Annotated in this window: 17 protein-coding genes and 1 pseudogene; 11 read left to right on the top strand and 7 right to left on the bottom strand. The window is 64.1% G+C overall.

Translation table 11 applies throughout. From position 1 onward, the window contains the following. Window positions 1-193 precede the first annotated feature (193 nt). From FFI87_RS32780 to argE, 10 genes are all read left to right on the top strand, one after another. Window positions 194-3,061, top strand: a complete 2,868-nt coding sequence (locus FFI87_RS32780; protein WP_138850878.1) for a type VI secretion system Vgr family protein — start codon at window positions 194-196, stop codon at window positions 3,059-3,061. Between the two features lie 35 nt (window positions 3,062-3,096). Continuing rightward, on the top strand, window positions 3,097-5,178 hold the full coding sequence (locus FFI87_RS32775; RefSeq protein WP_012372728.1) for a phospholipase D-like domain-containing protein: 2,082 nt from the start codon (window positions 3,097-3,099) through the stop codon (window positions 5,176-5,178). 17 nt (window positions 5,179-5,195) lie between these two features. Then, window positions 5,196-6,851: a sel1 repeat family protein gene (locus tag FFI87_RS32770; RefSeq protein WP_261378658.1), complete on the top strand. Its 1,656-nt coding sequence runs from the start codon at window positions 5,196-5,198 to the stop codon at window positions 6,849-6,851. Between the two features lie 11 nt (window positions 6,852-6,862). Then, complete coding sequence (locus FFI87_RS32765) at window positions 6,863-7,156, top strand: hypothetical protein (protein ID WP_138850558.1); 294 nt, start codon at window positions 6,863-6,865, stop codon at window positions 7,154-7,156. Continuing rightward, window positions 7,153-7,656 (top strand): pentapeptide repeat-containing protein, encoded by a 504-nt coding sequence (locus FFI87_RS32760; protein WP_012372725.1) that lies wholly within the window; start codon window positions 7,153-7,155, stop codon window positions 7,654-7,656. Before FFI87_RS32765 ends, FFI87_RS32760 begins: the two co-directional genes overlap by 4 nt. A gap of 340 nt (window positions 7,657-7,996) precedes the next feature. Further along, on the top strand, window positions 7,997-9,343 hold the full coding sequence (locus tag FFI87_RS32755) for a flavin-containing monooxygenase (protein ID WP_138850557.1): 1,347 nt from the start codon (window positions 7,997-7,999) through the stop codon (window positions 9,341-9,343). A 125-nt stretch (window positions 9,344-9,468) separates the two neighbouring features. Further along, window positions 9,469-9,906, top strand: a complete 438-nt coding sequence (locus FFI87_RS32750) for a RidA family protein (RefSeq protein ID WP_012337533.1) — start codon at window positions 9,469-9,471, stop codon at window positions 9,904-9,906. A 127-nt stretch (window positions 9,907-10,033) separates the two neighbouring features. Next, entirely contained in the window at window positions 10,034-11,053 is a 1,020-nt protein-coding gene (locus FFI87_RS32745; protein ID WP_138847487.1) for an IS110 family transposase, read from the top strand. A 281-nt stretch (window positions 11,054-11,334) separates the two neighbouring features. Continuing rightward, a complete protein-coding gene (locus FFI87_RS32740; protein WP_138850556.1) occupies window positions 11,335-12,012 on the top strand; it encodes a DUF1028 domain-containing protein in 678 nt (225 codons plus the stop codon). After that, on the top strand, window positions 12,005-13,177 hold the full coding sequence (gene argE, locus FFI87_RS32735; RefSeq protein WP_138850555.1) for an acetylornithine deacetylase: 1,173 nt from the start codon (window positions 12,005-12,007) through the stop codon (window positions 13,175-13,177). The genes FFI87_RS32740 and argE overlap by 8 nt, the downstream gene beginning before the upstream one ends. A gap of 61 nt (window positions 13,178-13,238) precedes the next feature. Here argE and FFI87_RS32730 read toward each other — a convergent pair whose 3' ends face one another. Beyond that, on the bottom strand, window positions 13,239-14,162 hold the full coding sequence (locus FFI87_RS32730; RefSeq protein WP_012372721.1) for a LysR substrate-binding domain-containing protein: 924 nt from the start codon (window positions 14,160-14,162) through the stop codon (window positions 13,239-13,241). Window positions 14,163-14,514: 352 nt separating this feature from the next. Between FFI87_RS32730 and FFI87_RS32725 the strand changes: the two genes are divergently transcribed. Next, window positions 14,515-15,936, top strand: coding sequence for a purine-cytosine permease family protein (locus FFI87_RS32725; RefSeq protein WP_138850554.1), 1,422 nt, complete (start codon window positions 14,515-14,517; stop codon window positions 15,934-15,936). 143 nt (window positions 15,937-16,079) lie between these two features. On the opposite strand, the gene FFI87_RS32720 is transcribed toward FFI87_RS32725, so the two are convergent. From FFI87_RS32720 to FFI87_RS32695, 6 genes and pseudogenes are all read right to left on the bottom strand, one after another. Then, window positions 16,080-18,359, bottom strand: coding sequence for an FdhF/YdeP family oxidoreductase (locus FFI87_RS32720; RefSeq protein ID WP_012372719.1), 2,280 nt, complete (start codon window positions 18,357-18,359; stop codon window positions 16,080-16,082). Window positions 18,360-18,458: 99 nt separating this feature from the next. Then, window positions 18,459-21,311 carry an ATP-dependent Clp protease ATP-binding subunit gene (locus FFI87_RS32715; RefSeq protein ID WP_138850553.1) on the bottom strand — a complete coding sequence of 951 codons (2,853 nt, stop codon included), beginning with the start codon at window positions 21,309-21,311 and terminating at the stop codon, window positions 18,459-18,461. Window positions 21,312-21,819: 508 nt separating this feature from the next. Next, a pseudogene (locus tag FFI87_RS32710) lies at window positions 21,820-22,087 on the bottom strand (hypothetical protein). Window positions 22,088-22,369: 282 nt separating this feature from the next. Then, window positions 22,370-23,389, bottom strand: a complete 1,020-nt coding sequence (locus tag FFI87_RS32705) for an IS110 family transposase (protein ID WP_138847487.1) — start codon at window positions 23,387-23,389, stop codon at window positions 22,370-22,372. A gap of 218 nt (window positions 23,390-23,607) precedes the next feature. Further along, window positions 23,608-24,423, bottom strand: a complete 816-nt coding sequence (locus FFI87_RS32700; RefSeq protein ID WP_012372716.1) for a family 1 encapsulin nanocompartment shell protein — start codon at window positions 24,421-24,423, stop codon at window positions 23,608-23,610. Further along, a complete protein-coding gene (locus FFI87_RS32695; protein ID WP_138850552.1) occupies window positions 24,416-25,486 on the bottom strand; it encodes a Dyp-type peroxidase in 1,071 nt (356 codons plus the stop codon). Before FFI87_RS32695 ends, FFI87_RS32700 begins: the two co-directional genes overlap by 8 nt. Window positions 25,487-25,663: the final 177 nt, after the last annotated feature.

The raw sequence follows: 25,663 nt of genomic DNA, 5'->3' as shown, positions 1-25,663 counted from the left end.
TAGGGCGATGCGTCGATTCGGGAATATTCGGCGCGCCATCACGTCATTGCATCGCGATTATCATAACGAGATTGTTTTTGTGTGAACTTTGCATTTAGAATCAACGGCTAAACAATTAAGATAAGCATGCAGGTGACATGGCGATCTGAGAGCGCCGTTGCCGAATGCCCCTCGACAAGTGAACGTGACCGAAATGCTGCGCGCCTTCGTTAGCGCGCTCGATCAGAACAATCGTGCGATCAGGTTTCGCTGGGGCCGTCATCAAGACGCGCTCGCGCATGTCCTCGTGCCACAGAACATCGATTTGGCGGAGGGCCTGTGCACCGGCATCGAAGGGCACTTAACCTGTCTGTCTTCACGTCCGGATCTTCCACTCGCCACTTTTTTGGGGCTACCGCTTTCAGTTCAACTGATAACGGATAGAGGCAAACCGTATCCGATCAACGGGATCATCACCGACGTACGCGCCGGCCAATCAGACGGCTCCCTCACATGTGTCCAGCTAACGTTGCGAGATGCGCTCAGCATCCTTGAGCAGCGTGTCAACAGCAGAACGTTCCGTTCGATGAGTGTCCCGGACATTCTGGAAACGCTGCTGCAGGAATGGCAACAACGCAGTTCAGCTTTGGCGCAGGCGTTCGATTTCGAGCTCATCCTCGATCGCAAGCAATATCCGAAGCGCGAGCAGTCGCGCCAGGCGGATGAGTCGGATGCGGCCTTTATCCGTCGACTATGTCGGCGCGACGGCATTTTCTGGTACGCCCGGGCCGGCAAACATGATGGCGCGGCAACCGATACGCCGGTCCATACAATCGTGTTCTGTGACGACCCGACGAAATTGCCGCAGGCGCTCGCGGGCCGCGTTTCCTACCATCGAGGTGCGCAGTCGAGGGAGCGTGATTCGGTCACGCTATGGTCCACTGCTCGTGTGCTGACGCCTGGAAGCGTCCGACGCGCCAGTTGGGATTACAAGACCGGCAGGATGCTTCAGTCCGAGCAAGAGACGATCATCGATCAGGGAGAGGCCGGAAACGATCTCGCGAAGTTGCTGGCCGATTCAGTCATCGACGTCCCGCATGTGGGCGATTCCGATGCCGATCAGGAGCGCTTGGCGAAGGCACGCATTCTTGCGCACGAACATCGCGCCGAATGCGTATATGCGTCCAGTGATGTCCGCGATGTGTCGCCAGGTTGCTGGTTCACGCTGCAGGGGCATCCAGAAGTCGACACACGGCCGGAGGAACAGCGCCAATTCGTCGTTACCAGCCTTCACCATCGAGCCACCAACAATTTTGCCAAGGAGCTGGACGAACGGGCTCAGGCATTGTTTGCCGCGAGCCGCTGGAGCTTCGATGCGTTGCCGGCTCAGGAAGGGGACGGCGTCCGCTACGAGAACACGTTCATATGCGTGCGCCGTGGCGTGCCGCTGACGCCAGCCTACGATCCGCATGTCGATCTGCCGCCCGTGCATCCATTTACCGCCAAGGTGGTCGGCCGGGACGGTGAAGAAGTCCATTGCGATGAACTCGGCCGCATCAAGGTGCAGATTCTTGGTTTGCGAGCCGATGACCATGCACATGCGCACGGTGCCGGCGCTAGCGGAACCGAGCGGGACAGCGCGTGGGTAAGATGGGTCAGTCCATGGGCAGGCCCGAACTACGGGATGGACATGTTGCCGCGCGCCGGCATGGAAGTGCTGGTCGACCATTTGCACGGCGATCCGGACAAGATGATCGTGACAGGGGTGCTGCACAGCGGTCCCAACATGCCGACCACGTTCAGCCACACGGGCTCGCTTCCGGGCAATCGATATCTGTCCGGCATCAAGACCAAGGAAGTCAAGGCGGATCGATATAACCAGTTGCGCTTCGACGATACGCCCGGCCAGATCAGCAGCCAGCTTGCCAGCGAGCACACCTATACGCAGTTGAACCTCGGCTACCTCACGGAGCCTCGCGATGGTGGTCAGGGCGCACCTCGCGGTGACGGCCTGGAGGCAAGAACCGATGCGCAGGCCGTCGTTCGTGCCGGGAAAGGCGTGTACGTGACGGCTCAACAGCAGGGGCGTGCCGAAGGCAAGATGCTCGAGCGGACGGCGTTGCAGACGTTGATCGAGCAATTGCAGGAGCTGGTTCAAAACCTTGGCGACGCATCTGCTGCTCATGATGCAGACAATACCGACCTCGCGCGTATCGAGAAGATCGCGTCGCAGATCAAGAGTTGGGATGCAGGTAGCAACGTCAACCAGGGCGGTGGCACTGGTGGCGCACCAATGGTTGCCATCGAGGGGCCGGCCGGCGTGACCGTGGTCAGTCAGGACGCGATGGTGCTCGGTGCGCAGACGACCATCGATGCCGTGAGCTCCGGCAATACGCAGATCAGTGCGGGACGGCGGTTGCTGATACGGGTCGGGGACTGGATGAGCGCCTTCGCGGCCAAGGGGATGAAACTGGTCACGGCGGATGGCAAGCTTCGGATTGAGGCGCACAAGGAAGACGTCATCGTCAAAGCTGCCAAGCGCATCATTCTCGAGGCCGGTGAGGAGATCGTGTTCCGTTCGCCGAAAGTCAGTACGCAGGCGAGCGACGAAGCGTCGATCAATGGCGGATCCAGCTACAGCCAGTGGAGCGGAAGCGGCGTGGTCCATGGAACGAGCGGTGTTTGGCGCGAGCACGCGGCGTCGCATAGCCTCGTGGGGCCCGACAACAAGCCGGTGAAGGCGCCCGATCCCGTTTCGTTCAAGGAACTGGAGCAAAAGGAAAGTCTTGCAGTGGTCCTTCGTTCGCATCCAGATGGCGGTCGGCCGCTTGCCTATGAGCCGTATACCCTTTACAAGGGCGCAGCCAAGATTGCGGACGGTGTAACGGACGAGCACGGTCAGTTGATTATTGCCAATCACCAGAAGGGCACGTCTTCGTATATGGTCAAGCTTCACAACGGCCACGAAATCGATGTGCCGGTGATGGAGGGGGCTTTGACCGACGATGATCAATTGGCTGCCGAGGGATGGCGGGCCATTGATGATGATCCTGAGTCGCGCCAGCGCCACGCACAGGGCTGACGCGCGATTCTCCGCGGTTTTCGACGGGAAATTTGATGTCCGATACCAATACCCAAAACAAATCGAAGGCGCCGGTCGACGTTTCCACACGTCAATCGGTCGCCAGTGCGCAGTGGTTTCTGGAGAAGAATGAGACCTACTATGCACCGCCGTATGCGAAGAACAATCTCGACGTGTTCATTTGCGGCGAGGATGCGTTCAAACAGATCGCAGCCGATTTGAAGGCAGCCAAGCACAGCGTGGAAATCATCTGTTGGGGTTTCGATCCGGGCATGGAACTGATCCGGAATGGTTCGGTGTGGCCGCGAGGAGATACCTGGGGCGGGTTGCTGCGCGATGTGGCCGCGGGAAAATTCAACAATGGCAAACCGGTTCAGGTTCGTTTGCTGTCGTGGTACGGGTTTATCGGAAGTCTTGGTTCGAACAACATGCCGGGACACAGCAGTGGTCGTTTGAACTACGAAGAAAAGATGGCCATGATGGTCGGTGCGGGCGGCGGCATCTATTTGCCGACCGGCAAGCCACCTCAACCGCAGACACCGCAGGAGCGGCGCGAGGATTTCAATGCGCGCTGGTACGACGACGCGTTTGCGGGGCGGCTGGCCAATCTGTCGATTCGGACTCGGGATGGCAGTAGCAAGGCTGTTCATGACAGTCTCGCAGGCGAGCCGGGGAAGCGTGACTTCACCGAAGTGCTGGGTCTGGAGAAAGTGGCCACCGACCATCAGAAGACCATCCTGATCGACTACGAATACGAAGGGGGGGCACACGCAGTCGGTTATGTGATGGGGCTGAACAGCGTGACTGACTACTGGGATACGCAGCAGCATCTCTTCAACGATCCACGCCGCGGAGAGTCATGGGAGGGTGCCAATGACGTGCAGCCTGGCCTGAAGCCGTATCAGGATTACGCGAGCCGTATTCGAGGCGAAGCACTGGTGGCAGTCAGCAAGAACTTCATTGATGCGTGGAACCGCGCCAAGGGCAAAGGTGCGAACGTATCGCGAACGCACGATTTCAAAAAGGTGCCGCCGGGATTGACGCAGAATCTCGGCACACCGTGCCAGCGGGCGCAAGTCGTGCGCACTCAGCCCGAAGAAAAGGACAAATCCATCAAGGCCTTGTATGAGCAGGCCACGTCCTTTGCACGCAGCTATATCTACGTCGAGAACCAGTATTTCCAATATACCGAGTGGCCGAAGAAACTGAAGGAATTGCGAACGCAGTTTCTGTCGTGCAGTCAGGCTGCTGGCAAGAGTCCTGTCGATATACCCAATTTGCACGTGTTGGTTGTCATCCCTACACCGGAGCGTGCACAGATGGTGCCGCGAACCCATGACACCGTTAAGGTGCTGGGCCACGGTACGTCAATGCCCAATCAGGACAAGGCAATCGAAGACGAACTGGCACGCAACCGGCAGCAGCAGGCGACCTGGGACGCTTATGTCAAACGACAGAAGGCGAGTGGGGCGAGGATTGATCCCGATCTTTACCCTGCACCGCTCTCTCCTGTTGCACAAAGCGCAAAGGATCTCGGCGACAAGGCTTCCCTTTCCAAGTCGCTGGATCAAATGGGAATCCGCGCACTGATCGGTAGCCTCTGGACATTCGATAGTAACTGGCGTAGCTCAACGTTGAGCACGGAGACGGCGAAGCAGCAAGCTCGCTGGGATGAATATGTGAAGAAGCAACAAGCCAAAGGCGAGTTGCCGGACCCGGATCTGGCGCCGATGCTGCCGTTGCCAACGCAGTCGATAGCTGCCCGGTATAGAGAGATCTATATTCACAGTAAACTCCTGCTGATCGATGATAGTTTTTTCACGTTGGGGAGTGCCAACCTGAATTTGCGGAGCATGGCGGTGGACGCAGAGATCAATATAGGAACTGATGATCCAGCGAAGAGTGAAGATTTGCGCAAGCGGGTATGGAAACTTCACACTGGAAACGCAGCGGATTGCAATCCGGCATCGCTCACTCCGAAGGCCATGGCCAAGACATTCATTAACTGGGTGCAATTGTTGAGGGCGAATGAAATCGCACGGAAGAAGGGGGATGCTCCCACGGGCTTTCTGCATCCGTTCCATGATGAGCGCGCGACAGGTGTTCGCCTTTCCTGAGCAGGTATCCGACAATCGTGTCCAATCAATTGAGTTCAACCGTCGCCGACCGTTTCGGCCTCGTCCGTTTAGTCTCTCTTTTCTTGTTCTTTGCTTGTACCGCCTGCTCAATGAACGACTCTCTTCCTCGCAACATGTCGCTGACGGCCTTCAACCCTCACCGTGAGGCATTTGAGTGCAAGCATGAGGCTGACGTCGTTCCCCCAATCGATCCGGAGGCCGATCGATGGAACCAGGAAGCGGTGGCGCGCACCAGCTCGCTGCTGTGGCCGAACCAGCGCGATTACACGGGTGCTGTCGATTTGTGGGCGAAGGCCGCTGAGCGAAAGCACTGGAAAGCGATGTTGAATCTGGCAAGTGCCTATGCTGAGGGGCAGGGCGTGGATCGTGATGCGGAACGCGCAGTGCAGATCACGGAACAGGCAATGAAACTTGGCATTCCGGCCGCGTACGATCTAATGGGTACGTATTACATGAACGGGATGGGGGTGAAGCAGGATGCGAGTAGAGCCTATGCATTCTGGCAACTTGCCGCGGATATGGGCAGCCCGAGCGCGATGGCATATTTGGGGGGCAAGATGGACGCGCTCTATGATGACCCAAAGGCAGGCTTTTGGGGTAACCGCAAGATTGCCCTCCAAATGCTCGAATGCGCCGTCGCGCAGGGGAGCGGGCTTGCAGCATATGAACTGGGGACGACGATCGTAGGTGATCGCGCCGAATTGAGCGAGAACAACGACCGCGCACTCAAAACCCTACACGCCGGTGTGAAGTTTGGCAGCGCCCAGAGTGCCGGATGGTTGAGTGCCTCGTTTGGCAAGGGTGATGCACTGGTCGGTCATGTGAAGGATGAAGCACGTGCCGAACGCTACGGAATTCTCGCCGACCGCCTCGAGCGCGATCCGGACCTTCGTCTGCCCAACCTGGACAAAGTGTTACCGTTGCCACCGTCCAAATTGCCCAAGTGGGACGGCAACAAGGAAACGCTGATCAATGCGGCTAAGGCCGTGATGTCGGTGCCCGTGCCGCCTTCCACACCCGCCATGCATCCGGTCGCGCTGCGTACCGGTCGTGCGCATGTGCCCGATGGCTACATGTTGCCGGAGAAGCCGCCCATCACCGTGCCTCCGCAAGCGGAAACCACCGCTGCTCCGGTCGGCGGATACTGGCTTGCGCAACTCAAGTATCCGACTGCCGAACGTCATTTCGCCTGGAATCTGGCGCAGGTGCCGATGCACTACAGCAAGGACGAACTATTCGATCGGAGTCGCCCCGGTCTTGTGCTGGAGGATGGCCGTATCTTCTTTCATTACATCGGAGACGCGATGCCGATGGCAGTACCACAAGCGGGATCGGAACCCCGCGTGACGCAGGGCATCGCACGCGCCGCGGAATATCCCGAGCCCGCAGTCCAGTGTCGGGGCACACGCGCGTGCCCTGTAACGGGCATCTGGCAGGCCAGTGTGACCGAGAACCATCCTCGGGCCGCGACGTTCAATCAGTGGTACCGCCAAGCCTATGTCGCACAGGGTGATGCGTTTCCTGATCCGCGGGACATGCATCTGGATATTTCGCCGACGGATGTGACCTGGACGTGGTGGAACCAAGCCAATCGCCTCGGATTCGCGAAACTGCCGGAAGTCAGTGTCGGCAACGCGTCCGGCGACGCCTGACGGAGAAAAGGATGCGCAAGTCGACAATGGCCATGATCGTAGTGGCGGGGGGCTTCATACTGGTTGCCTGGGGTGTCATCGCGTCCTTGGGGGCGGTGTCTCAGGTCAGCGGAGGCAGCTATGGTTCGCATGATGTCAGCGATTTTGCGATCGAGAATTTCCTGTTCCTCGGTTCGCTGATTGCATTGGGCGGTCTGGTCGCCTGGTACGCCAGCCGCGACACCACGGCGTCCGACGACGATGACGAGCAGACGAAAGGCAAAGGCGAATCGTCTGCTTCCGTGCATCGAGATGCAGACTCATGAGCAGTTCTGAAATCATCTACAAGCACGATTTGTGGCGCAAGGGTGCGGGCGGGATGCCGGCAGGACTGTCTGGTCAGACGGACAGTTCGGCCTATGCCGGCCTGGATCTCGGTCTCGCTCAATTTGCCGGCAGTCACTTCAGCGGCACCAGTTTCACCGGCACGTCATTCCGGCAAGCCGGCTGGACCGGTTGTCGGTTCTCTGCCTGCACGTTTGCCAGTTGCGATTTTTCGGGGATTGCAATTTCCGAATGCACGTTTGTGGATTGCAGCTTCGACGAAGCCGCCTTTCAGGGCAGCACTTTCAATGGCGTGAAATTTCTCGGATGCAAGTGGAACGGCGTCCGGTTCGACGGCAACACCTGGCATTCGGTGCAAGTGCTGGACTGTACGGGAAGCACGGTCGAAGCCCATGGACTCAAGGGGCTGGATGTGGATTTCACGGGCAGCTATTTCGAGCATCTGGCATTCGAGGATACGGAAATCAACGGCGGGCATTGAGCCGAGAGCCTGTCCAGTATCGGTGCGTCCCGGCGCCCCTCCCACGGGTGCGCGCCATCCAAAGCGTCGCTGTGACAGCGTCGAAGGCGCAGGGATGCAGTTGATCAAGTAATCATTCAACTGCACAAGATCATAAAGGCGCGCGGCCGCTTCGGACACCCGCGCCCCCGGAGGCTGTTCGCTCGTCATTCCAACCCCGCCTCACCACCCCCAGCTTTTTTCTCGTCAACAACGACAAAAATGATCGTTTCGCCCTAGCCTGCCTGTCAGCAGAATGTCTCCATTCCCCCTCGCGCGACGACCCGAGCATCGCAGCGAGCCGCACTTCAAGGAGACAGCCGTGGCAGTGGAAACAACCTCAATCGATACGCTGGTCGTCGGTGCCGGCCAGGCCGGCGTGGCCATGAGCGAGCACCTGGGCAAGCTCGGCGTGCCGCATCTCGTGCTGGAGCGCGACCACATCGCCGAGCGCTGGCGCACCGGGCGCTGGGATTCGCTGGTCGCGAACGGCCCCGCGTGGCACGACCGCTTTCCCGGGCTCGAATTCGACGACCTCGATCCCGATGCGTTCGCAACGAAAGACCAGGTCGCCGACTACTTCGAAGCCTACGCGCGCAAGTTCGGCGCGCCGATCCGCACCGGCGTCGAAGTGAAACAGGTTGTACGCAACGCAGGCAAACCGGGCTTCATCGTCGAAACGTCGGACGGCACGATCGAGGCGAACCGCGTGGTCGTCGCGACGGGGCCGTTCCAGCGTCCTGTCATTCCGCCGATCGCGCCGGACGACGCCAGCCTCGTGCAGCTCCATTCCGCCGACTATCGCAACCCGGGGCAATTGCCGGACGGCGCGGTGCTGGTGGTCGGCGCGGGTTCGTCGGGCGTGCAGATCGCCGACGAACTGCAGCGCGCGGGCCGGCAGGTCTACCTGTCGGTCGGCCCGCACGATCGTCCGCCGCGCGCCTATCGCGGCCGCGACTTCTGCTGGTGGCTCGGCGTGCTCGGCGAATGGGACAAGGAAGTCGCGACGCCCGGCCGCGAACACGTGACGATCGCGGTGAGCGGCGCGCGCGGCGGCCATACGGTCGATTTTCGCGCCCTCGCGCACCAGGGCGTGACGCTCGTGGGGCTGACGAAGGCATTCGACGGCGGCATCGCGGTGTTCGAAAACGATCTCGCAAGCAATCTCGCTCGCGGCGACGAGAACTACCTGTCGCTGCTCGACGCGGCCGACGCCTATGCGGCGCGCAACGGCCTCGACCTGCCCGAAGAACCGGAAGCCCGCCGCATCCTGCCGAATCCGGACTGCGTCACGCAGCCGATCCTCGCGCTCGACCTGGCCGGCGCGGGCGTCACGTCGATTATCTGGGCGACGGGCTACGCGCTCGACTACAGCTGGCTGAACGTCGACGCGTTCGCCGCGAACGGCAAGCCGCAGCATCAGCGCGGCGTGTCGAAGGAGCCGGGCATCTATTTCCTCGGCCTGCCGTGGCTGTCGCGACGCGGCTCCAGCTTCATCTGGGGCGTGTGGCACGACGCGAAACACATCGCCGACCACATCGTCACGCAGCGCAAGTACCTCGACTATCACGATGCGTCGCAACGCCGCGCGCAAACACGCACCGGGCTCGGCGACACGGCATGCCCCGCGCAGGCCGATGCCCGCCCGTTGGTCGACGCGATCGGCTAGTACGGATTGGCATTCGGCATTCGCGCCGCTACCCGCAGCAACGAACACTTTTCAGTACCCGTCGCACCGCGACCGTGACCGTTTCCGCCGCGGCGGGCGCATACACAGACCTTCGAAGGACCTCGATGAGCCAGCCTACCCATACCCGTATCCGCATGTTCAACACGAAGGATACCTACCCGAACCAGACGCTCGACAACGACCTGTGCCAGGCCGTGCGCGCCGGCAACACCGTCTACGTACGCGGCCAGGTCGGCACCGATTTCGACGGCAATCTGATCGGCCTCGGCGATCCGCGCGCGCAGGCCGAGCAGGCGATGAAGAACGTGAAGCAGTTGCTCGAGGAAGCGGGCAGCGACATCACGCACATCGTAAAGACGACGACCTACCTGATCGACCCGCGCTATCGCGAGCCGGTGTACCAGGAAGTCGGCAAGTGGCTGAAGGGCGTCTATCCGATCTCGACGGGGCTCGTCGTCTCGGCGCTGGGCCAGCCGCAGTGGCTGATGGAGATCGACGTGATCGCGGTGATCCCGGACAACTGGCAGCCGAACCGAGCATAGGAGAATGAAATGAACGCGTCCCACCCACGCACGTGAGAGCAAGAGAGGGGTGGATCCTCACGGGCCAACGGCATCGATGTGCCCAGGTGGAAAATGCACGCATTTCCCGGCAACCGGAGGATCCACGATGAACAGTATGGCCGTGGGCGTCGATATCGCCAAGAACGTGTTCCAGGTGCATTACGTTGATCAGGCAAGCGGCGAGATCGTGAACAAGGCGATCAAGCGTGCGAAGTTTCTGGAGCACTTCGCCAATCGTGAGCGGTGCGTAATTGGGATGGAGGCGTGTGGCGGTGCGCACCACTGGGCGCGAGCGCTGAAGCGGATGGGTCACGAGGTTAGGCTGATGCCGGCGGAGTTCGTGAAGGCATTCAATATCCGCAACAAGAACGATGCGGCAGACGCGCGAGCGATCTGGCTGGCGGTACAGCAGCCGGGCAAGCCGATAGCGGTGAAGACGGAAATGCAGCAGGCGATGTTGGCGCTGCACCGGATGCGGGAGCAGTTGGTGAAGTTCCGCACGATGCAGATCAACGGGCTGCGTGGACTGCTGACGGAATACGGCGAGGTGATGAGCCGCGGCCGGGCGGCACTGGACAAGGAGATACCGGCGGCGCTTGGCCGGATCGCGGAGCGTCTGCCAGCGGCACTGATCGATACGTTGCGCGAACAGTGGAATGGGTTGGCGCGACTTGACGAACAGATTGCCGAGATCGAGCGACGCATGCGCGATTGGAAGAAGGAAGACCGAGCAGTGCAAGCAATCAGTGAGATTCCTGGCGTGGGGTTGCTGACGGCGACCGCGGCAGTGGCCATGATGGGCGATCCGAAAGGGTTCAGATCAGGACGGGAATTTGCGGCGTGGGCGGGTTTGGTGCCCAAGCAGACAGGCTCTGGCGGCAAGGTGAACCTGCACGGAATCAGCAAGAGAGGCGACACGTATCTGCGCACGTTGCTGATTCACGGCGCGCGCAGCGTACTCACCCACGCGAAGGAGCCGGGGCCGTGGGTCGAGCAGATCAAGAAGCGACGACCAACGAATGTCGTGATCATCGCGTTGGCCAACAAGATGGCGCGGACGATCTGGGCGGTACTCGCTCATGAGCGAGCGTATCGGAAGGACTACGTCAGCATGAAACCAGCCTGATCGGTTCATGCGAGGTAGAAGATCAACATTTACAGGGTGAACGTCGAAAGGTTGCGCAGCAATCGAGTGTAATGACGAGCCAGGTAGGACCTGGGCCCGCCAAGCCTGAATGTCACCAAGAGCTTTGAGCTCGTTAGGAGAATGAGGCGCGGGCCAGCGGATTTCATAGGGGCCCGCAGCGGCAGTATCGACTGCATCAAGGCCGGATATAGAGCTGCAGCCATCCTGTCTGTCGGAACACACGAGAACTGTTGCAAACGGGACGCGTTCATATAGGCGACATGACTTTCTCCATCGTCGGACGCTGCCCGGAAACGGGCCAACTCGGGATCGCGATCAGCTCGTCGAGCATCGCGGTGGGCGCGCGCTGCCCGTGGGTGCGGGCGGGCGTCGGCGCGGTCGCGACGCAGAACATCACGCTGCCGGCGCTCGGCCCGCAGATCCTCGACCTGATCGAGCACCAGCAGCTCGCGCCGGCCGCCGCGCTCGACCGCGCGCTCAGCGCGAACGGCTGGAGCCAGTACCGGCAGGTCACGGTGATCGACGGGCAGGGGCAGACGGCGTGCTTCACCGGCAGGGAGGCGCTCGGCACGCACCATGCGGTGCGGGGCGAGCAATGCGTGGCAGCCGGCAATCTGCTGGCCGCGCCGGCCGTGATCGAAGCAATGGCGCGCGCGTTCGAGCAGGCGCACGGGCTGCTGGCCGATCGACTGCTGGCCGCGATGCACGCGGCGATGGCGGCGGGCGGCGAGGCGGGGCCCGTGCATTCGGCCGCGCTGAAGGTGGCCGGCGACGTGACCTGGCCGATCGTCGACCTGCGCGTCGACTGGGCCGACGCCGATCCGATCGGGCAACTGGACGCGTTGTGGCAGGCATATCGCCCGCAGATGCAGGATTACCAGACGCGTGCGCTGAACCCGACCGCCGCGCCGAGCTACGGAGTGCCGGGCGATGAGTAACATGTCGAGCCGTGCGTTGCTCGAGCGGCTGATCGGCTTCGCGACGGTCAGCCGCGATTCGAACCTCGCGATGATCGACTTCATCCGCGACTACCTCGACGGCTTCGGCGTGTCGAGCGAGCTGTTCTACAACGCGGAGCGCACGAAGGCGAGCCTGTACGCGACGATCGGACCGCGCGATCGCGGCGGCGTCGCGCTGTCGGGCCATACCGACGTGGTGCCGGTCGACGGCCAAGCGTGGACGCTCGAGCCGTTCCGGCTGACCGAGCGCGACGGCCGGCTGTACGGGCGCGGCACGGCCGACATGAAAGGCTTCATCGCGTCGGTGCTCGCGGCCGTGCCGGCATTCGTGTCACGGCCGTTAATCCTGCCCGTGCACCTCGCGTTCTCGTACGACGAGGAAGTCGGCTGTCTCGGCGTGCGGCCGATGCTCGACGCACTGGCGACGCGCGAGCATCGGCCGCGCCTGTGCCTGATCGGCGAGCCGACCGAACTGAAGCCGGTGCTCGGTCACAAGGGCAAGCTCGCGATGCGCTGCCACGTGAAGGGCGCCGCGTGCCACTCGGCGTACGCGCCGCGCGGCGTCAACGCGATCGACTACGCGGCGAAGCTGATCGGCCGCCTCGGCGAGATCGGCGCGTCGCTGGCGCGGCCGGAGCATCACGACAGCCGCTTCGATCCACCGTTCTCGACCGTGCAGACAGGATTGATCAAGGGCGGCCGCGCGTTGAACATCGTGCCGGCCGAATGCGAGTTCGATTTCGAGGTGCGGGCGCTGCCCGCGTTCGATGCGCATGACGTGCCGAGGAAGCTGCAGGATTATGCGGAATCCGAACTGTTGCCGACGATGCGTGCGGTGCAGCCCGACACCGACATCCGTCTGCAGCCGCTGGGCGCGTATCCGGGGCTCGCGACTTCGCCGGACAGCGAAGCCGCGCGGCTGCTCGCGATGCTGAGCGGTTCCGACGCGTTCGGCACCGTCGCATTCGGCACCGAGGGCGGGCTGTTCGGACAGGCCGGCATTCCGACAGTGGTGTGCGGGCCGGGCAGCATGGACCAGGGGCACAAGCCCGACGAGTTCGTCACGCTCGAACAGCTGCACGGCTGCGACGCGATGCTCGGCCGTCTCGCGACGTATCTCGGTTCGGCCGGTTGCTTGGACTGATCCGGCGGTCCAGCAGCACGCCGCACGCGGCCGTTCGGCGGCGCGTGCGGTTCTTTCGTTGTTACCGCGCCGATTCCGCGACGATCTGCGCCAGCCGCTCGCGGCAGAACTCGACGAACGACTGCGCCTGTTTCGTGAGCTGCCCGCGCTTCAGCCGCGCGCTCACGAGCCCCGACGGGCTCACCGTTTCGCTCAGGCCGATCGTCACGACGCGCCGGCCGTCGTACGTGTATTCGGAATGCGGCCGCGTGACGAGCAGCGAGAAGCCGAACCCCTGGCCGACCATCCCGCGCACCATCTCGATCGACGGCGAAGCGAACACGATGTTCGGCGTGAGCCCGAGCTCGTGAAACAGGCTGACGAAATACGTGCGGCTCGGCAGCACGTCGAGCAGGATCATCGGCTCGACGCTGAGCTCGTGCAGCGATACGTGCGACTGGCCCGCGAACCGGTGGTTCTCCGGCAGCAGCACGTACGGCTGCTGTGCCGGCATCAGTGGCTCGGTCTCGATCGTGCCGTCGAGGTCATGGTCGTAGAGGAACGCGAGATCGAAGGTGCCGGCCGTCAGGCCCTGCACGAGCTCCTGCTGGTCGCCGTCGCGCAGCCGGATGTTGACGCCCGGATAGCGTTCGCGAAAGCCCGCGATCAGCTGCGGCAGGTAGAGCGGCGCGACGGTCTCGAAGCAGCCGATGTCGATCTGCCCGCTGATCACGTCGTTGTCGGCGAGCGCGTTCTGCTCGAACTCGTGCGCGATGCGCAGCAGCTCCTGCGCCTTCCGGTAGAAACGCGTGCCGCTCGGCGTGAGCGACACGCCCTGCGCGTGATGACGGATGAACAGCTTCACGCCGAAGCTTTCCTCGAGCCCCTTGATCGCGCTGGAGATCGACGGCTGCGCGATGAAGAGCTGGCGCGACGCCTCGGCGACGCTGCCGGATTCCACCGTCGTCACGAAATATTTCAGTTGCCGCAAAGTGTAGTGAGCCACGAGCACCTCTGATGCCGGCCTCGGGCGCGTGCCGCCGCGGGGCGCGTTCTGTTCGCTGTTTTGCGTAGCACCTTACCCGAAGACGCCCGGCGCCGGAATTTCCGCTGCAGAGCTTTTTCGTATGTCCCGAAAATATTTTTAGTATTTTCCGGTCGCCGCATGCGTGGCGCACCATCGTCTGCAATCCGGATCGCGACAAAAGCACGCATGCGCCGGGGGGCAGATTATCCGCCTCCGCCCGCATGCGGCAAACCGTTGCCCGCGTATCCGGACCCGATTGCAGGCGCGCGCATCATCGCGCGCCGGCGGAAACGGCACGCGCGCATCGCCGCGCAGGACAGGAGACTTAGCCATGACGACCGCGGATCGCAACGCGTCCCCCATGATAGAGAAACACACGATCGGCTACGTGCCGCCCGCAGACCGCCACGGCAAGGTGCGCGACCTGTTCACGCTCTGGTTCGGCGGCAACATCGCGCCGCTGCCGATCGTGACCGGCGCGCTGGGCGTGCAGATCTTTCACCTGAACCTGATGTGGGGGATCGTCGCGATCGTGGTCGGCCAGGCGGTCGGCGGCGTGCTGATGGCGCTGCATTCCGCGCAGGGGCCGCAGATGGGCATCCCGCAGATGATCCAGAGCCGCGCGCAGTTCGGTTCGTGGGGCGCGCTGCTCGTCACGGTGATCGCGGCGGTGATGTACGTCGGCTTCTTCGCATCGAACATCGTGCTGGCCGGCAAGTCGGTGCACGGCATCGCGTCGTCGGTGCCGGTGCCGGTGGGCATCGTGATCGGCGCGGTGGGCTCGGGGCTGATCGGGATCGTCGGCTACCGGTTCATCCATATCCTGAACCGGATCGGCACGTGGGTGCTCGGCGTCGGCATTCTGGTCGGCTTCTGGATGATCCTGTCGCACGTGAGCACCGCCGATTTCCTCACGCGCGGCGGCTTCGACTTCGCCGGGTGGCTCGCGACGGTGTCGCTGTCCGCGTTGTGGCAGATCGCGTTCGCGCCGTACGTGTCGGACTATTCGCGCTACCTGCCGGAAGACGTCGGCGTCGCGTCGACGTTCTGGGCGACCTATCTCGGCTGCACGATCGGCTCGACGCTCGCGTTCATCTTCGGGGCGGTCGCGGTGCTCGCGGTGCCGGCCGGCGCGGACACGATGGACGCGGTCAAGCAGGCGACGGGCCCGCTCGGCCCGCTGATGCTGCTGCTGTTCCTGTTGAGCGTGATCAGCCACAACGCGCTGAACCTGTACGGTGCGGTGCTCGCGGTCATCACGTCGGTGCAGACCTTCGCATACCGGTGGATTCCGACCGCGAAGACGCGCGCGGTGGTGTCGGTGGTGATCTTCGTCGCGTGCTGCTATGCGGCGATCGGCGCGTCGACCAACTTCGTCGGCAATCTCGTCGATCTCGTGCTCGCGCTGCTCGTCGTGCTGGTGCCGTGGACGGCGATCAACCTGATCGACTTCTACGTGATCCACAAGGGCAAGTACGACATCCAGTCGATCTTCATGGCGGACGGCGGCGTGTACGGCCGTTTCAATCCGCAGGCGCTGCTCGCGTATGCGATCGGGATCGCCGTGCAGATTCCGTTCATGAACACGCCGATGTATGCGGGGCCGATTCCCGCGCATCTCGGCGGCGCCGACCTGTCGTGGCTCGTCGGGCTGGTGCTGACGTCGCCGCTGTACTACTGGCTCGCGACGCGCGACAGCGCGTACCGGCGGCGGCAGACGGGCGCGCAGTTGCCGTCGTCGGCGGCGCGGTAAGCGGGGCGTCGTTCGACGCGATCAAGGAAGTCGGCCGCCGCATCGGTAGCGATGCGGCGGCCGCGAGAGGGGGGCAGAAGGGATCAATGCGCGGCGTGGCGTGGCGTGCCGTGCGTTGCGTCGCCAGCCTGCTTACCCGCGGGTCAGACGACCGCCGAGCGCGCGACGCGCACCGGCACCGACTTGTACGACGGCGTGCCGCTTTCCTTGTCGATGTAGTCGAGCGGCACGAGCACGTTCGCTTCCGGGTAATACGCGCCGACCGATCCCGGCGCGATGTCGTACTCGATCGCGGTGATCTTCTCGAGGCGCAGCGTGCGGCCCGACGCCGTAACTGTCTCGATGTCGACGAGGTCGCCGTGTTCGAGCCCGTACTTCGCGAGGTCCGCCGCGTTCATGAACAGCACGTCGCGTCGTCCGAACACGCCGCGATAGCGGTCGTCGAGCCCGTAGATCGTCGTGTTGTACTGATCGTGGCTGCGCAGCGTGATCAGCCGCAGCACCTGCTCGGCGCCGAGCACGTCCGCGTCTTCCTTCACGCCCTTGTAGATCGAGAACATCGCCTTGCCGGTGGCCGTGGGCCATACGCGCTCGGTCGGCGGCAGCGGCAGGCGGAAGCCGCCCGGCGTGCGGATGCGCTCGTTGAACGCCTCGAAGCCGGCCACCGTGCGGTCGATCAGGTCGCGGATGCGGTCGTAGTCGGCGATCAGGTCGAGCCACGCGACCTTGCTGGCCGGCAGCGTCGCGTGAGCGATTCCGGCGACGATCGCGGGCTCGGAGCGCAGCTGGTCGGACGCGGGCTTCAGCTTGCCGGCCGACGCGTGGACCATCGACATCGAATCCTCGACGGTGATCGACTGCCGGCCGCTCGCCTGCATGTCGAGCTCGGTGCGTCCGAGCACGGGCAGGATGTAGGTTTCCTTCGCGACGAGCAGATGCGAGCGGTTCAGCTTCGTGCCGAGATGCACGCTGAGATCGAGCTTCGCCATCGCGGGGAACGACTGCTCGGGATCGGGCAGCGCGACCGCGAAGTTGCCGCCGAGGCACAGCAGCGCCTTGGCCTGGCCGTCGATCATGGCCTGCATCGCCTGCACGGCATCGTGTCCGTGCTGTGCGGGCGGCTTGAAGCCGCACACGTCCTCGATCTTCTGCAGGAACTCGGCCGACGGCTTCTCGGTGATACCGACCGTGCGGTTGCCCTGCACGTTCGAGTGGCCGCGCAGCGGGCACACGCCCGCGCCGGGCTTGCCGATGTTGCCGCGCATCAGCAGCAGGTCGGCGATCAGGCGCACGGTGGCGGTGCCCTTGTTGTGCTGCGTGACGCCCATTCCGTACGTGACGATCGTCGCGTTCGACTTCGCATACGCGAGCGCGACCTGCTCGAGCTGCGCCTGGCTCAAGCCGCTCGCGCGCTCGATGTCGTCCCACGACGTGGCTTCAAGGTCGGCGCTGAATGCGTCGAAGCCGCTCGTGTGCTGCGCGATGAAATCCTTGTCGAGCACGTCGCCGCGCTCGGCCTCGAGCTGCAGCAGCGCCTTCATGATGCCCTTCAGCGCGGCCGCGTCGCCGCCCGCGTCGACCTGATAGTACGTCGACGCGATGCGCGTCGAGCCGAACGACGCCATCTCGATCATGTCCTGGGGATCCGCGAAGCGTTCGAGCGCGCGCTCGCGCAGCGGATTGAACACGATGATCGGCACGTTGCGGCGCGCACACTCGTGCAGCGTGCCCATCATTCGCGGATGGTTGGTGCCGGGGTTGTGGCCGATCGAGATGATCAGCTCGCAGTGGTCGAAATCCTCGAGCGACACGGTGCCCTTGCCGATCCCGATCGACTGCGGCAGGCCGACGCTGGTCGGCTCGTGGCACATGTTCGAGCAGTCGGGGAAGTTGTTGGTGCCAAGCTCGCGCGCGAACAGTTGATACAGGTAGGCGGCTTCGTTCGACGCGCGGCCCGACGTGTAGAACTCGACCTGCTCGGGCGGCAGCGCGCGCAGCACCTCGCCGATGCGCGCGAACGCATCGTCCCATTCGACCGCGCGAAACGTGTCGGTTGCGCGATCGTAGACGAGCGGATGCGTGAGCCGGCCCATGTTCTCCAGCTCGTAGTCGGACATCCGCAGCAGCGACGACACCGGGTTCGCCGCGAAGAACTCGGGTGTCACGCGCTTGGTGGTCGCTTCCCACGTGACGGCCTTCGCGCCGTTCTCGCAGAACTGGAATGTCGACTTGTGTTCCTTGTCGGGCCACGCGCAGCCGGGGCAGTCGAAGCCGTCGGGCTGGTTGGTCCGCATCAGCACGATCGGCGCCTCGATCGTTTCCATTTGCGTGCGCACGGCCTCGGCTGTCGCGCGAAGCGCGCCCCAACCGCCGGCGGGCCCATCGTACTTCCTGATGCCAGGCACTTCGCGTCGATTTGTCATGTGGATCTCCATTAGCCGGGCCCGCTGCGGGCCGGCTCGGGTTGCGCCGCGTCGCGGCGTTGGGGGCAAGCGGGCCCGTGCATGCGGGCCCGCGTGGTATCACTGCGCGTCCTTCTTCGCACCGGACGACTTCTTGCCGGATGGCTTGGCTGTGGGCGCAGGCGCGGGTGCAGGCGTCTCGTCCTTCGCTTCGTGATCCTTCTCATCGGACGCCGCCTTCGCCGCTTTGCCGTTGGGCCGGGCCTTGCCGTCGGCGGTCCTGGTCGCGTCCTTGGCGTCCTTGGCATCGGGCCGAACGAGCTTGTTGAACGTCACCGCGTCGCTCGCCTTGTCGTAATCGACTTCGACGCGATCGCCGGACTCCAGCTTGTCGGCGAGGATTTCCTTCGCGAGCTTCGTCTCGATGATCTGGCGCACCTGCCGCTTCAGCTCGCGCGCGCCGAATTCCGGTTGATAGCCGGCTTCGGTCAGGTGTTCGACGAGCGCGTCGCCCATCACGAGCGTGATGTCCTGCGCGGCGGCGGTGCGCACCACGCGGTCGAGCTGGATCTGCACGATCGAACGGATGTTCTCCCTCGACAGCGCATGGAACACGATCACCTCGTCGATCCGGTTCAGGAACTCGGGGCGGAAATGGCCCTTCAGCACCTGCATCAGCTGTTCGCGGATCGCCTTGTCGGTCTTGCGCGCGGCTTCCGGCTGCGTGAGGTTGTCCATGATGATCGCGGCGCCGAGGTTGCTCGTCGCGATGATGATCGTGTTGCTGAAGTCGACCACGCGGCCCTTGCCGTCGGTCAGGCGGCCGTCGTCGAACACCTGCAGCAGCACGTTGTAGACGTCCGGATGCGCCTTCTCGATCTCGTCGAGCAGGATCACGCTGTACGGGCGGCGCCGCACGCGCTCGGTGAGCTGGCCGCCTTCGTCGTAGCCGACGTAGCCGGGCGGCGCGCCGATCAGCCGCGCGACCGCGTGCCGTTCCATGTACTCGGACATGTCGATGCGGATGATCGACTGCTCGTCGCCGAACACGGTCTCGGCCAGCGCCTTCGCGAGCTCGGTCTTGCCGACGCCGGTCGGCCCGAGGAACAGGAACGTCGCGATCGGCCGGTGCGTCTGGCCGAGGCCGGCGCGCGACAGCCGCACGGCGTCGCTCACGGCGACCACGGCATCGTTCTGGCCGATCACGCGCTCGCGCAGCTGCTCTTCCATCTTCAGCAGCTTCTGGCGCTCTTCCTGCGTGAGCTCCGACACCGGAATGCCCGTCAACCGCGACACGACCTCGGCGACCGATTCGACGGTCACTTCCAGCGTCTCCGAACCGGTCTTGCGCTGCCACGCCTCCATCTTTTCGTCGAGCGACTTTTGCTTCGCGTTGATCTGCTCCTCGAACTGCTTCGCCTGGTCGAAGCGCTTGCGCGACGTTGCGTAGTCCTGCTCGCGCTTGAGCTGCACGATCTGCGCTTCGTCTTCCTGGATGTCGGCGGGGCGCGACGTCGCGCCGATCCGCACGCGCGCGGCGGCCTGGTCGATCAGGTCGATCGCCTTGTCGGGCAGGAAGCGCGCGGTGATGTAGCGGTCGGCGAACTCGGCGGCCGCGACGAACGCGTCGTCGGCGAACGTGACCTGGTGGTGCGCCTCGAGGCTGTCGCGCAGCCCGCGCAGGATCACGATCGTCTGCTCGACGCTCGGCTCCGGCACGAACACCGGCTGGAAGCGCCGTTCGAGCGCCGCGTCCTTCTCGATGTGCTTCTGGTATTCGTTGAGCGTGGTCGCGCCGATCAGGCTCAGCTCGCCGCGCGCGAGCGCCGGCTTCAGCACGTTCGCGATGTCGAGGCCGCCTTCGCCGCCGCCCTGGCCCGCGCCGACGATCGTATGCAGCTCGTCGATGAAGAGGATCAGCTCGTCATGCTTGGCCGTCACTTCGTCGATCAGCTGCTTCGCGCGTTCCTCGAATTCGCCGCGATATTTCGCGCCGGCCACCATCGAGTTGATGTTGATTTCGACGAGCCGCTTGCCGCGCAGCACTTCGGGCACGTCGCCGTTGACGATCCGCTGCGCAAGGCCTTCGACGATCGCGGTCTTGCCGACACCGGGCTCGCCGATCAGCACCGGGTTGTTCTTCTTGCGGCGCGCGAGCACTTCGATCGTGCTCTCGATTTCCTGCGCGCGGCCGAGCACCGGGTCGAGCTTGCCCTGGCGCGCGATCGCGGTGAGGTCGCGGCCGAACTTGTCGAGATTCGGCGTGCCGGTCGGCGCGTCGACGCGGCCGTCTTCCGCGCCCTTGCCGACGACCTTCACGACCTTCTGGCGCAGCGCTTCCGGCGTCACGCCGTATTTCTTCAGCAGCGTGCCGGCAATGCTGTCCGGCACCGCCGCGAGACCGATCAACAGGTGCTCGGGGCCGATGTACGAGTGGCCGAGATCGCGCGACGCCTGGAATGCGTACTGCACGGCCTTCTTCACGCGCGGCGAGATCGACAGCTTGTCGAGCGACGCGTCCGCGGCAGCCGTGCCGGTGTGCGCATGCTCGTCGATGTACGCCTTCAGGTCCTGCGGCGACAGCTTCAGTTCCTTCAGCAGCGCCGCGCACACGTCGGTATCCGCGAGCGCGTATAGCAGGTGTTCGGTGTCGAGTTCGCTACGGCGCAGTTCGTGCGCCTTCTCGGCCGCACGCTGCAGCAGTTCGAGCGTCTGCTCGCTGAACGCGTCGGTCGGGTCGACCGATTCGCGCGGAATCTCGGCGGCCAGCGGCGACGTGTCGCCGCCCTCGCCGAACAGCGACGACGCGCCGCCGCCCAGCAGCGAATCGAACGGGTTCAGCATGCTCTGATGCCGCATCAGCTGACGGAAGTGGTAGTCGCAGATCGAGATCGTCTTGCGCTCGCCGTCCTGCATCACGGTGGCGCGCGCGACGGCCGGCCGGGCGTGACAGATATCGCAAAGTGCGGGCATGGTGGTCTGGCTCCTGTCAATGAACGTGGATCGAAAGGGAAATCCCGATGCGCGACGGCACGGCAACACCGGTGCGTCGCTCAGCCCGCGGCATCACTTCGACTGTGATCAAAATAGCGAATTGGCCGAAGGCCTCCAAGACACAGTTCCGCACCGGCCCGGCCGGGAATTGCACCCTCACATGCACGCGCGCGTCCGCTGCAAGGAGTACAGACGAGCGCGCATGCGGGTGCGGCGTTCGGAATCCGGAAACAGCGCGGCGCGCCACGCGCGCGAAGCGCGGTGCGACATCGGCGCGCAGGGCGCCGGCAGGCGGCAAACGGGAAGGGGTGCGCGCGATGAAACGCGGCGCACGCGCGGCGGCGCGATTGCGCGGGGCGGTGAGGGAGGCGGGCGGGTTACGCCGGGCCGCGCACGCCCGCCGACCGGTGCGTGGCGCGGGGTCGATGGCGAAGCGGGCGGGTTGCACGGTGCGGGCCGGATCAGGCGCAACCGCGGCGAACCGGCGTCAGTCGGAGAGTTTCATCGCGAGGCGCTGCCGCGCAATCTGCTTCACGTCGGTCGACAGTGCCGCATCCTGCAGACCATTGGCCCACACGGAGAACGAATCCTCGATCAGGTTGCGGGTGTCGGGCGGCAGTTCGGCCAGCATCAGCGACACCACGGTGAACAGGACGGCGGTGTCGCTGGTCTGGCGGCTCGCGTTCACGTCGACGGTGCTTCAGGCTGTCGACCGATGCTTGCAGGGACTGCCATGCTTGATTCGAATCGCTCATGTCACGCTATATGAACGCGTCCCGTTTGCAACAGTTCTCGTGTGTTCCGACAGACAGGATGGCTGCAGCTCTATATCCGGCCTTGATGCAGTCGATACTGCCGCTGCGGGCCCCTATGAAATCCGCTGGCCCGCGCCTCATTCTCCTAACGAGCTCAAAGCTCTTGGTGACATTCAGGCTTGGCGGGCCCAGGTCCTACCTGGCTCGTCATTACACTCGATTGCTGCGCAACCTTTCGACGTTCACCCTGTAAATGTTGATCTTCTACCTCGCATGAACCGATCAGGCTGGTTTCATGCTGACGTAGTCCTTCCGATACGCTCGCTCATGAGCGAGTACCGCCCAGATCGTCCGCGCCATCTTGTTGGCCAACGCGATGATCACGACATTCGTTGGTCGTCGCTTCTTGATCTGCTCGACCCACGGCCCCGGCTCCTTCGCGTGGGTGAGTACGCTGCGCGCGCCGTGAATCAGCAACGTGCGCAGATACGTGTCGCCTCTCTTGCTGATTCCGTGCAGGTTCACCTTGCCGCCAGAGCCTGTCTGCTTGGGCACCAAACCCGCCCACGCCGCAAATTCCCGTCCTGATCTGAACCCTTTCGGATCGCCCATCATGGCCACTGCCGCGGTCGCCGTCAGCAACCCCACGCCAGGAATCTCACTGATTGCTTGCACTGCTCGGTCTTCCTTCTTCCAATCGCGCATGCGTCGCTCGATCTCGGCAATCTGTTCGTCAAGTCGCGCCAACCCATTCCACTGTTCGCGCAACGTATCGATCAGTGCCGCTGGCAGACGCTCCGCGATCCGGCCAAGCGCCGCCGGTATCTCCTTGTCCAGTGCCGCCCGGCCGCGGCTCATCACCTCGCCGTATTCCGTCAGCAGTCCACGCAGCCCGTTGATCTGCATCGTGCGGAACTTCACCAACTGCTCCCGCATCCGGTGCAGCGCCAACATCGCCTGCTGCATTTCCGTCTTCACCGCTATCGGCTTGCCCGGCTGCTGTACCGCCAGCCAGATCGCTCGCGCGTCTGCCGCATCGTTCTTGTTGCGGATATTGAATGCCTTCACGAACTCCGCCGGCATCAGCCTAACCTCGTGACCCATCCGCTTCAGCGCTCGCGCCCAGTGGTGCGCACCGCCACACGCCTCCATCCCAATTACGCACCGCTCACGATTGGCGAAGTGCTCCAGAAACTTCGCACGCTTGATCGCCTTGTTCACGATCTCGCCGCTTGCCTGATCAACGTAATGCACCTGGAACACGTTCTTGGCGATATCGACGCCCACGGCCATACTGTTCATCGTGGATCCTCCGGTTGCCGGGAAATGCGTGCATTTTCCACCTGGGCACATCGATGCCGTTGGCCCGTGAGGATCCACCCCTCTCTTGCTCTCACGTGCGTGGGTGGGACGCGTTCATTTCATTCTCCATGCAGGAGGGTTCAGCCGGCGACGAACGTGCGGCGGGCAACGCGGCCGGGGTGCGCGACGCCCGGCGGGCATCGCGCGCGGGCAGGCCGTCAGGCCGCCGTGCTGGCCTGCGGCGCCACGGCCACCGATGCCTCGCTCGTCAGCATCAGGAACGTGAACGTTTCGCGCAGGTACAGGCGGACGACCTTGTCGGTATGGCTCGTATAGCCGATCGACACATCTTCGCCGAGGTGCAGCTCGTAGTCGCCGCCGCGGGTGGACAGCACGCAACCGCCGCTGATCGCCGGCGCCCACACGATCTCGCCGCTGACGATGCGCTTGATGTGGCCGAGCACCGGATAGCCCTGGTCGCGCGCTTCGCTGAGCGCCGTGTAGGCGTCCGAGCCGAGCACGACCGTGTACGGGCCATCGACACCCGCGAGCCGCAGCGCTTCCAGCGCGTCGCTGATCGCGTCCGGGTACGCGCTCACGTCGGTCGGCAGCGTGAGCTTGCGGTTCGACGTGCCTTCGCGGATGCCGACGATGTCCGCGGCCAGATAGCCGTCGAAGATCGCGCCGTCTTCCGCGAATGCCAGGCGCTGCGCGGCGTCCTTCGCCGGCTGCCAGTCGGCGTCGCGCGCGCCGCGCTCGACGCTGTCGATCGCATCGCGGCTCAGCTCGAACGGCACCGTCAGCTCGACGACGTTGCGGACCTCGCGCAGCCGCGCGCTCACCTGCTCGCGCGGCGCGGTGACGTCGCGCAGATGCCCGGTGCCGACGGCCGACAGCCCGGGGCCGGCCGGCCCTTCGACGTCGACCACGCGGCGCCCGGCCACCGAGCGCTTGAAGGTGCGGGCGACTTCTTCCTCGATCTGCGCCCACGCGGACGAGGCGATCGGCGCGAGTTCGCGGTGCAGGTTATTCATAGGCTTTGGCTCCTTTCAGCGATCCGATGTTCAGCGAGCCGTCACGACGCGGCTCGGGCGATGCGGGTGCGGGCTGCGCGGCGTCGGTGTCGGCCGGTGCGGCGCGATCGGCGAGCGCTTCGAGCAGGTCGGCCGACGGCACGAAGAACAGCGAGCCGGTGACCGCGCGGCTGAAGTCGAGCAGCCGGTCGTAGTTGCCGGGCGGGCGGCCGACGAACATGTTCTCGAGCATCTGCTCGATCGGCGCCGGCGAACGCGCGTAGCCGATGAAATAGGTGCCGAATTCGCCGGAACCGGGGCGCCCGAACGGCATGTTGTCGCGCAGGATCTTCACTTCCTGGCCGTTTTCGTCGAGCGTGGTCAGCGAGCTATGCGAGCACGACGGCTTCACGTCCGGCGCGAGCTCGATGTCGGACAGCTTGGTGCGGCCGATGATGCGCTCCTGCGTCTCGACCGAGAGCGCGTTCCAGCCGGCCATGTCGTGCAGGTACTTCTGCACGAGCACGTAGCTGCCGCCCGCGAATTCGGCGTCCTCGTCGCCGATCACCGTGAAGTCGACCGCGTCGCGGCCTTCCGGGTTCTCGGTGCCGTCGACGAAGCCGATCATCGCGCGTTGGTCGAAGTTGCGAAAGCCGTGCACCTCGTCGACGACCGTGACCGCGTCGCCGAGCGCGGCGAGCAACTGGGTCGCGAGCTCGAAGCACAGGTCCATCGCGTCGGCGCGAATGTGCAGCAGGATGTCGCCCGGCGTCGCGATCGCGACGCGCTGGCCGGCGCCGAATTCGCGGAACGGATGCAGCGACGCGGGACGCGGATCGCCGAACAGCGCGTCCCACGCGTCGGAGCCGAAGCCGCATACGCAGGACAGGTTGCCGCCCGGCACGCGCTTGCCGACCGAGCGCACGAGCGCGGCGATGTCGCCGCACCACGCGCGGATCGTGTCGGCGTGCTCGGCGCCGGGGTTGACGGTTGCGACGAGGAAGATCGCGCTGCGCGTGATCGGCTCGTGAACGGCCTGGGAAAGCGGGGGACGGGTTTGCATCGCGGCCTGCCGGTCAGTCATGTCGGGACGGACGGGCCGCGGCTGCCGCGGCGCGCGAAGACGAGCGGGTGGACTGTGTCATGCGACTGTTCTCTTTGTGACATGCGGATGAAGGACGCTGCGCGGGCATCGCGCAACGGGCCGCAGCGGCGGCGGCCTGCCGTCCGGGCGCGAAAGGGAAGGCAGGCAGGATGGCCG

The organism is Burkholderia sp. KBS0801 (genome assembly GCF_005937855.2).
GTDB lineage: Bacteria > Pseudomonadota > Gammaproteobacteria > Burkholderiales > Burkholderiaceae > Burkholderia > Burkholderia ambifaria.
The sequence above is the reverse complement of the archived record's forward strand: the minus strand, read 5'-3'. Positions and strand labels throughout refer to the sequence as shown.

What these genes read in the sequence shown, in the direction of transcription:
- FFI87_RS32780 (WP_138850878.1), top strand. Translation starts at nt 194, where the DNA reads ATGCTGCGCGCCTTCGTTAGCGCGCTCGATCAGAACAATCGTGCGATC.
- FFI87_RS32775 (WP_012372728.1), top strand. Translation starts at nt 3,097, where the DNA reads ATGTCCGATACCAATACCCAAAACAAATCGAAGGCGCCGGTCGACGTT.
- FFI87_RS32765 (WP_138850558.1), top strand. Translation starts at nt 6,863, where the DNA reads ATGCGCAAGTCGACAATGGCCATGATCGTAGTGGCGGGGGGCTTCATA.
- FFI87_RS32760 (WP_012372725.1), top strand. Translation starts at nt 7,153, where the DNA reads ATGAGCAGTTCTGAAATCATCTACAAGCACGATTTGTGGCGCAAGGGT.
- FFI87_RS32750 (WP_012337533.1), top strand. Translation starts at nt 9,469, where the DNA reads ATGAGCCAGCCTACCCATACCCGTATCCGCATGTTCAACACGAAGGAT.
- FFI87_RS32745 (WP_138847487.1), top strand. Translation starts at nt 10,034, where the DNA reads ATGAACAGTATGGCCGTGGGCGTCGATATCGCCAAGAACGTGTTCCAG.
- FFI87_RS32740 (WP_138850556.1), top strand. Translation starts at nt 11,335, where the DNA reads ATGACTTTCTCCATCGTCGGACGCTGCCCGGAAACGGGCCAACTCGGG.
- argE (WP_138850555.1), top strand. Translation starts at nt 12,005, where the DNA reads ATGAGTAACATGTCGAGCCGTGCGTTGCTCGAGCGGCTGATCGGCTTC.
- FFI87_RS32725 (WP_138850554.1), top strand. Translation starts at nt 14,515, where the DNA reads ATGACGACCGCGGATCGCAACGCGTCCCCCATGATAGAGAAACACACG.
- FFI87_RS32720 (WP_012372719.1), bottom strand. Translation starts at nt 18,359, where the DNA reads ATGACAAATCGACGCGAAGTGCCTGGCATCAGGAAGTACGATGGGCCC.
- FFI87_RS32715 (WP_138850553.1), bottom strand. Translation starts at nt 21,311, where the DNA reads ATGCCCGCACTTTGCGATATCTGTCACGCCCGGCCGGCCGTCGCGCGC.
- FFI87_RS32705 (WP_138847487.1), bottom strand. Translation starts at nt 23,389, where the DNA reads ATGAACAGTATGGCCGTGGGCGTCGATATCGCCAAGAACGTGTTCCAG.
- FFI87_RS32700 (WP_012372716.1), bottom strand. Translation starts at nt 24,423, where the DNA reads ATGAATAACCTGCACCGCGAACTCGCGCCGATCGCCTCGTCCGCGTGG.
- FFI87_RS32695 (WP_138850552.1), bottom strand. Translation starts at nt 25,486, where the DNA reads ATGACTGACCGGCAGGCCGCGATGCAAACCCGTCCCCCGCTTTCCCAG.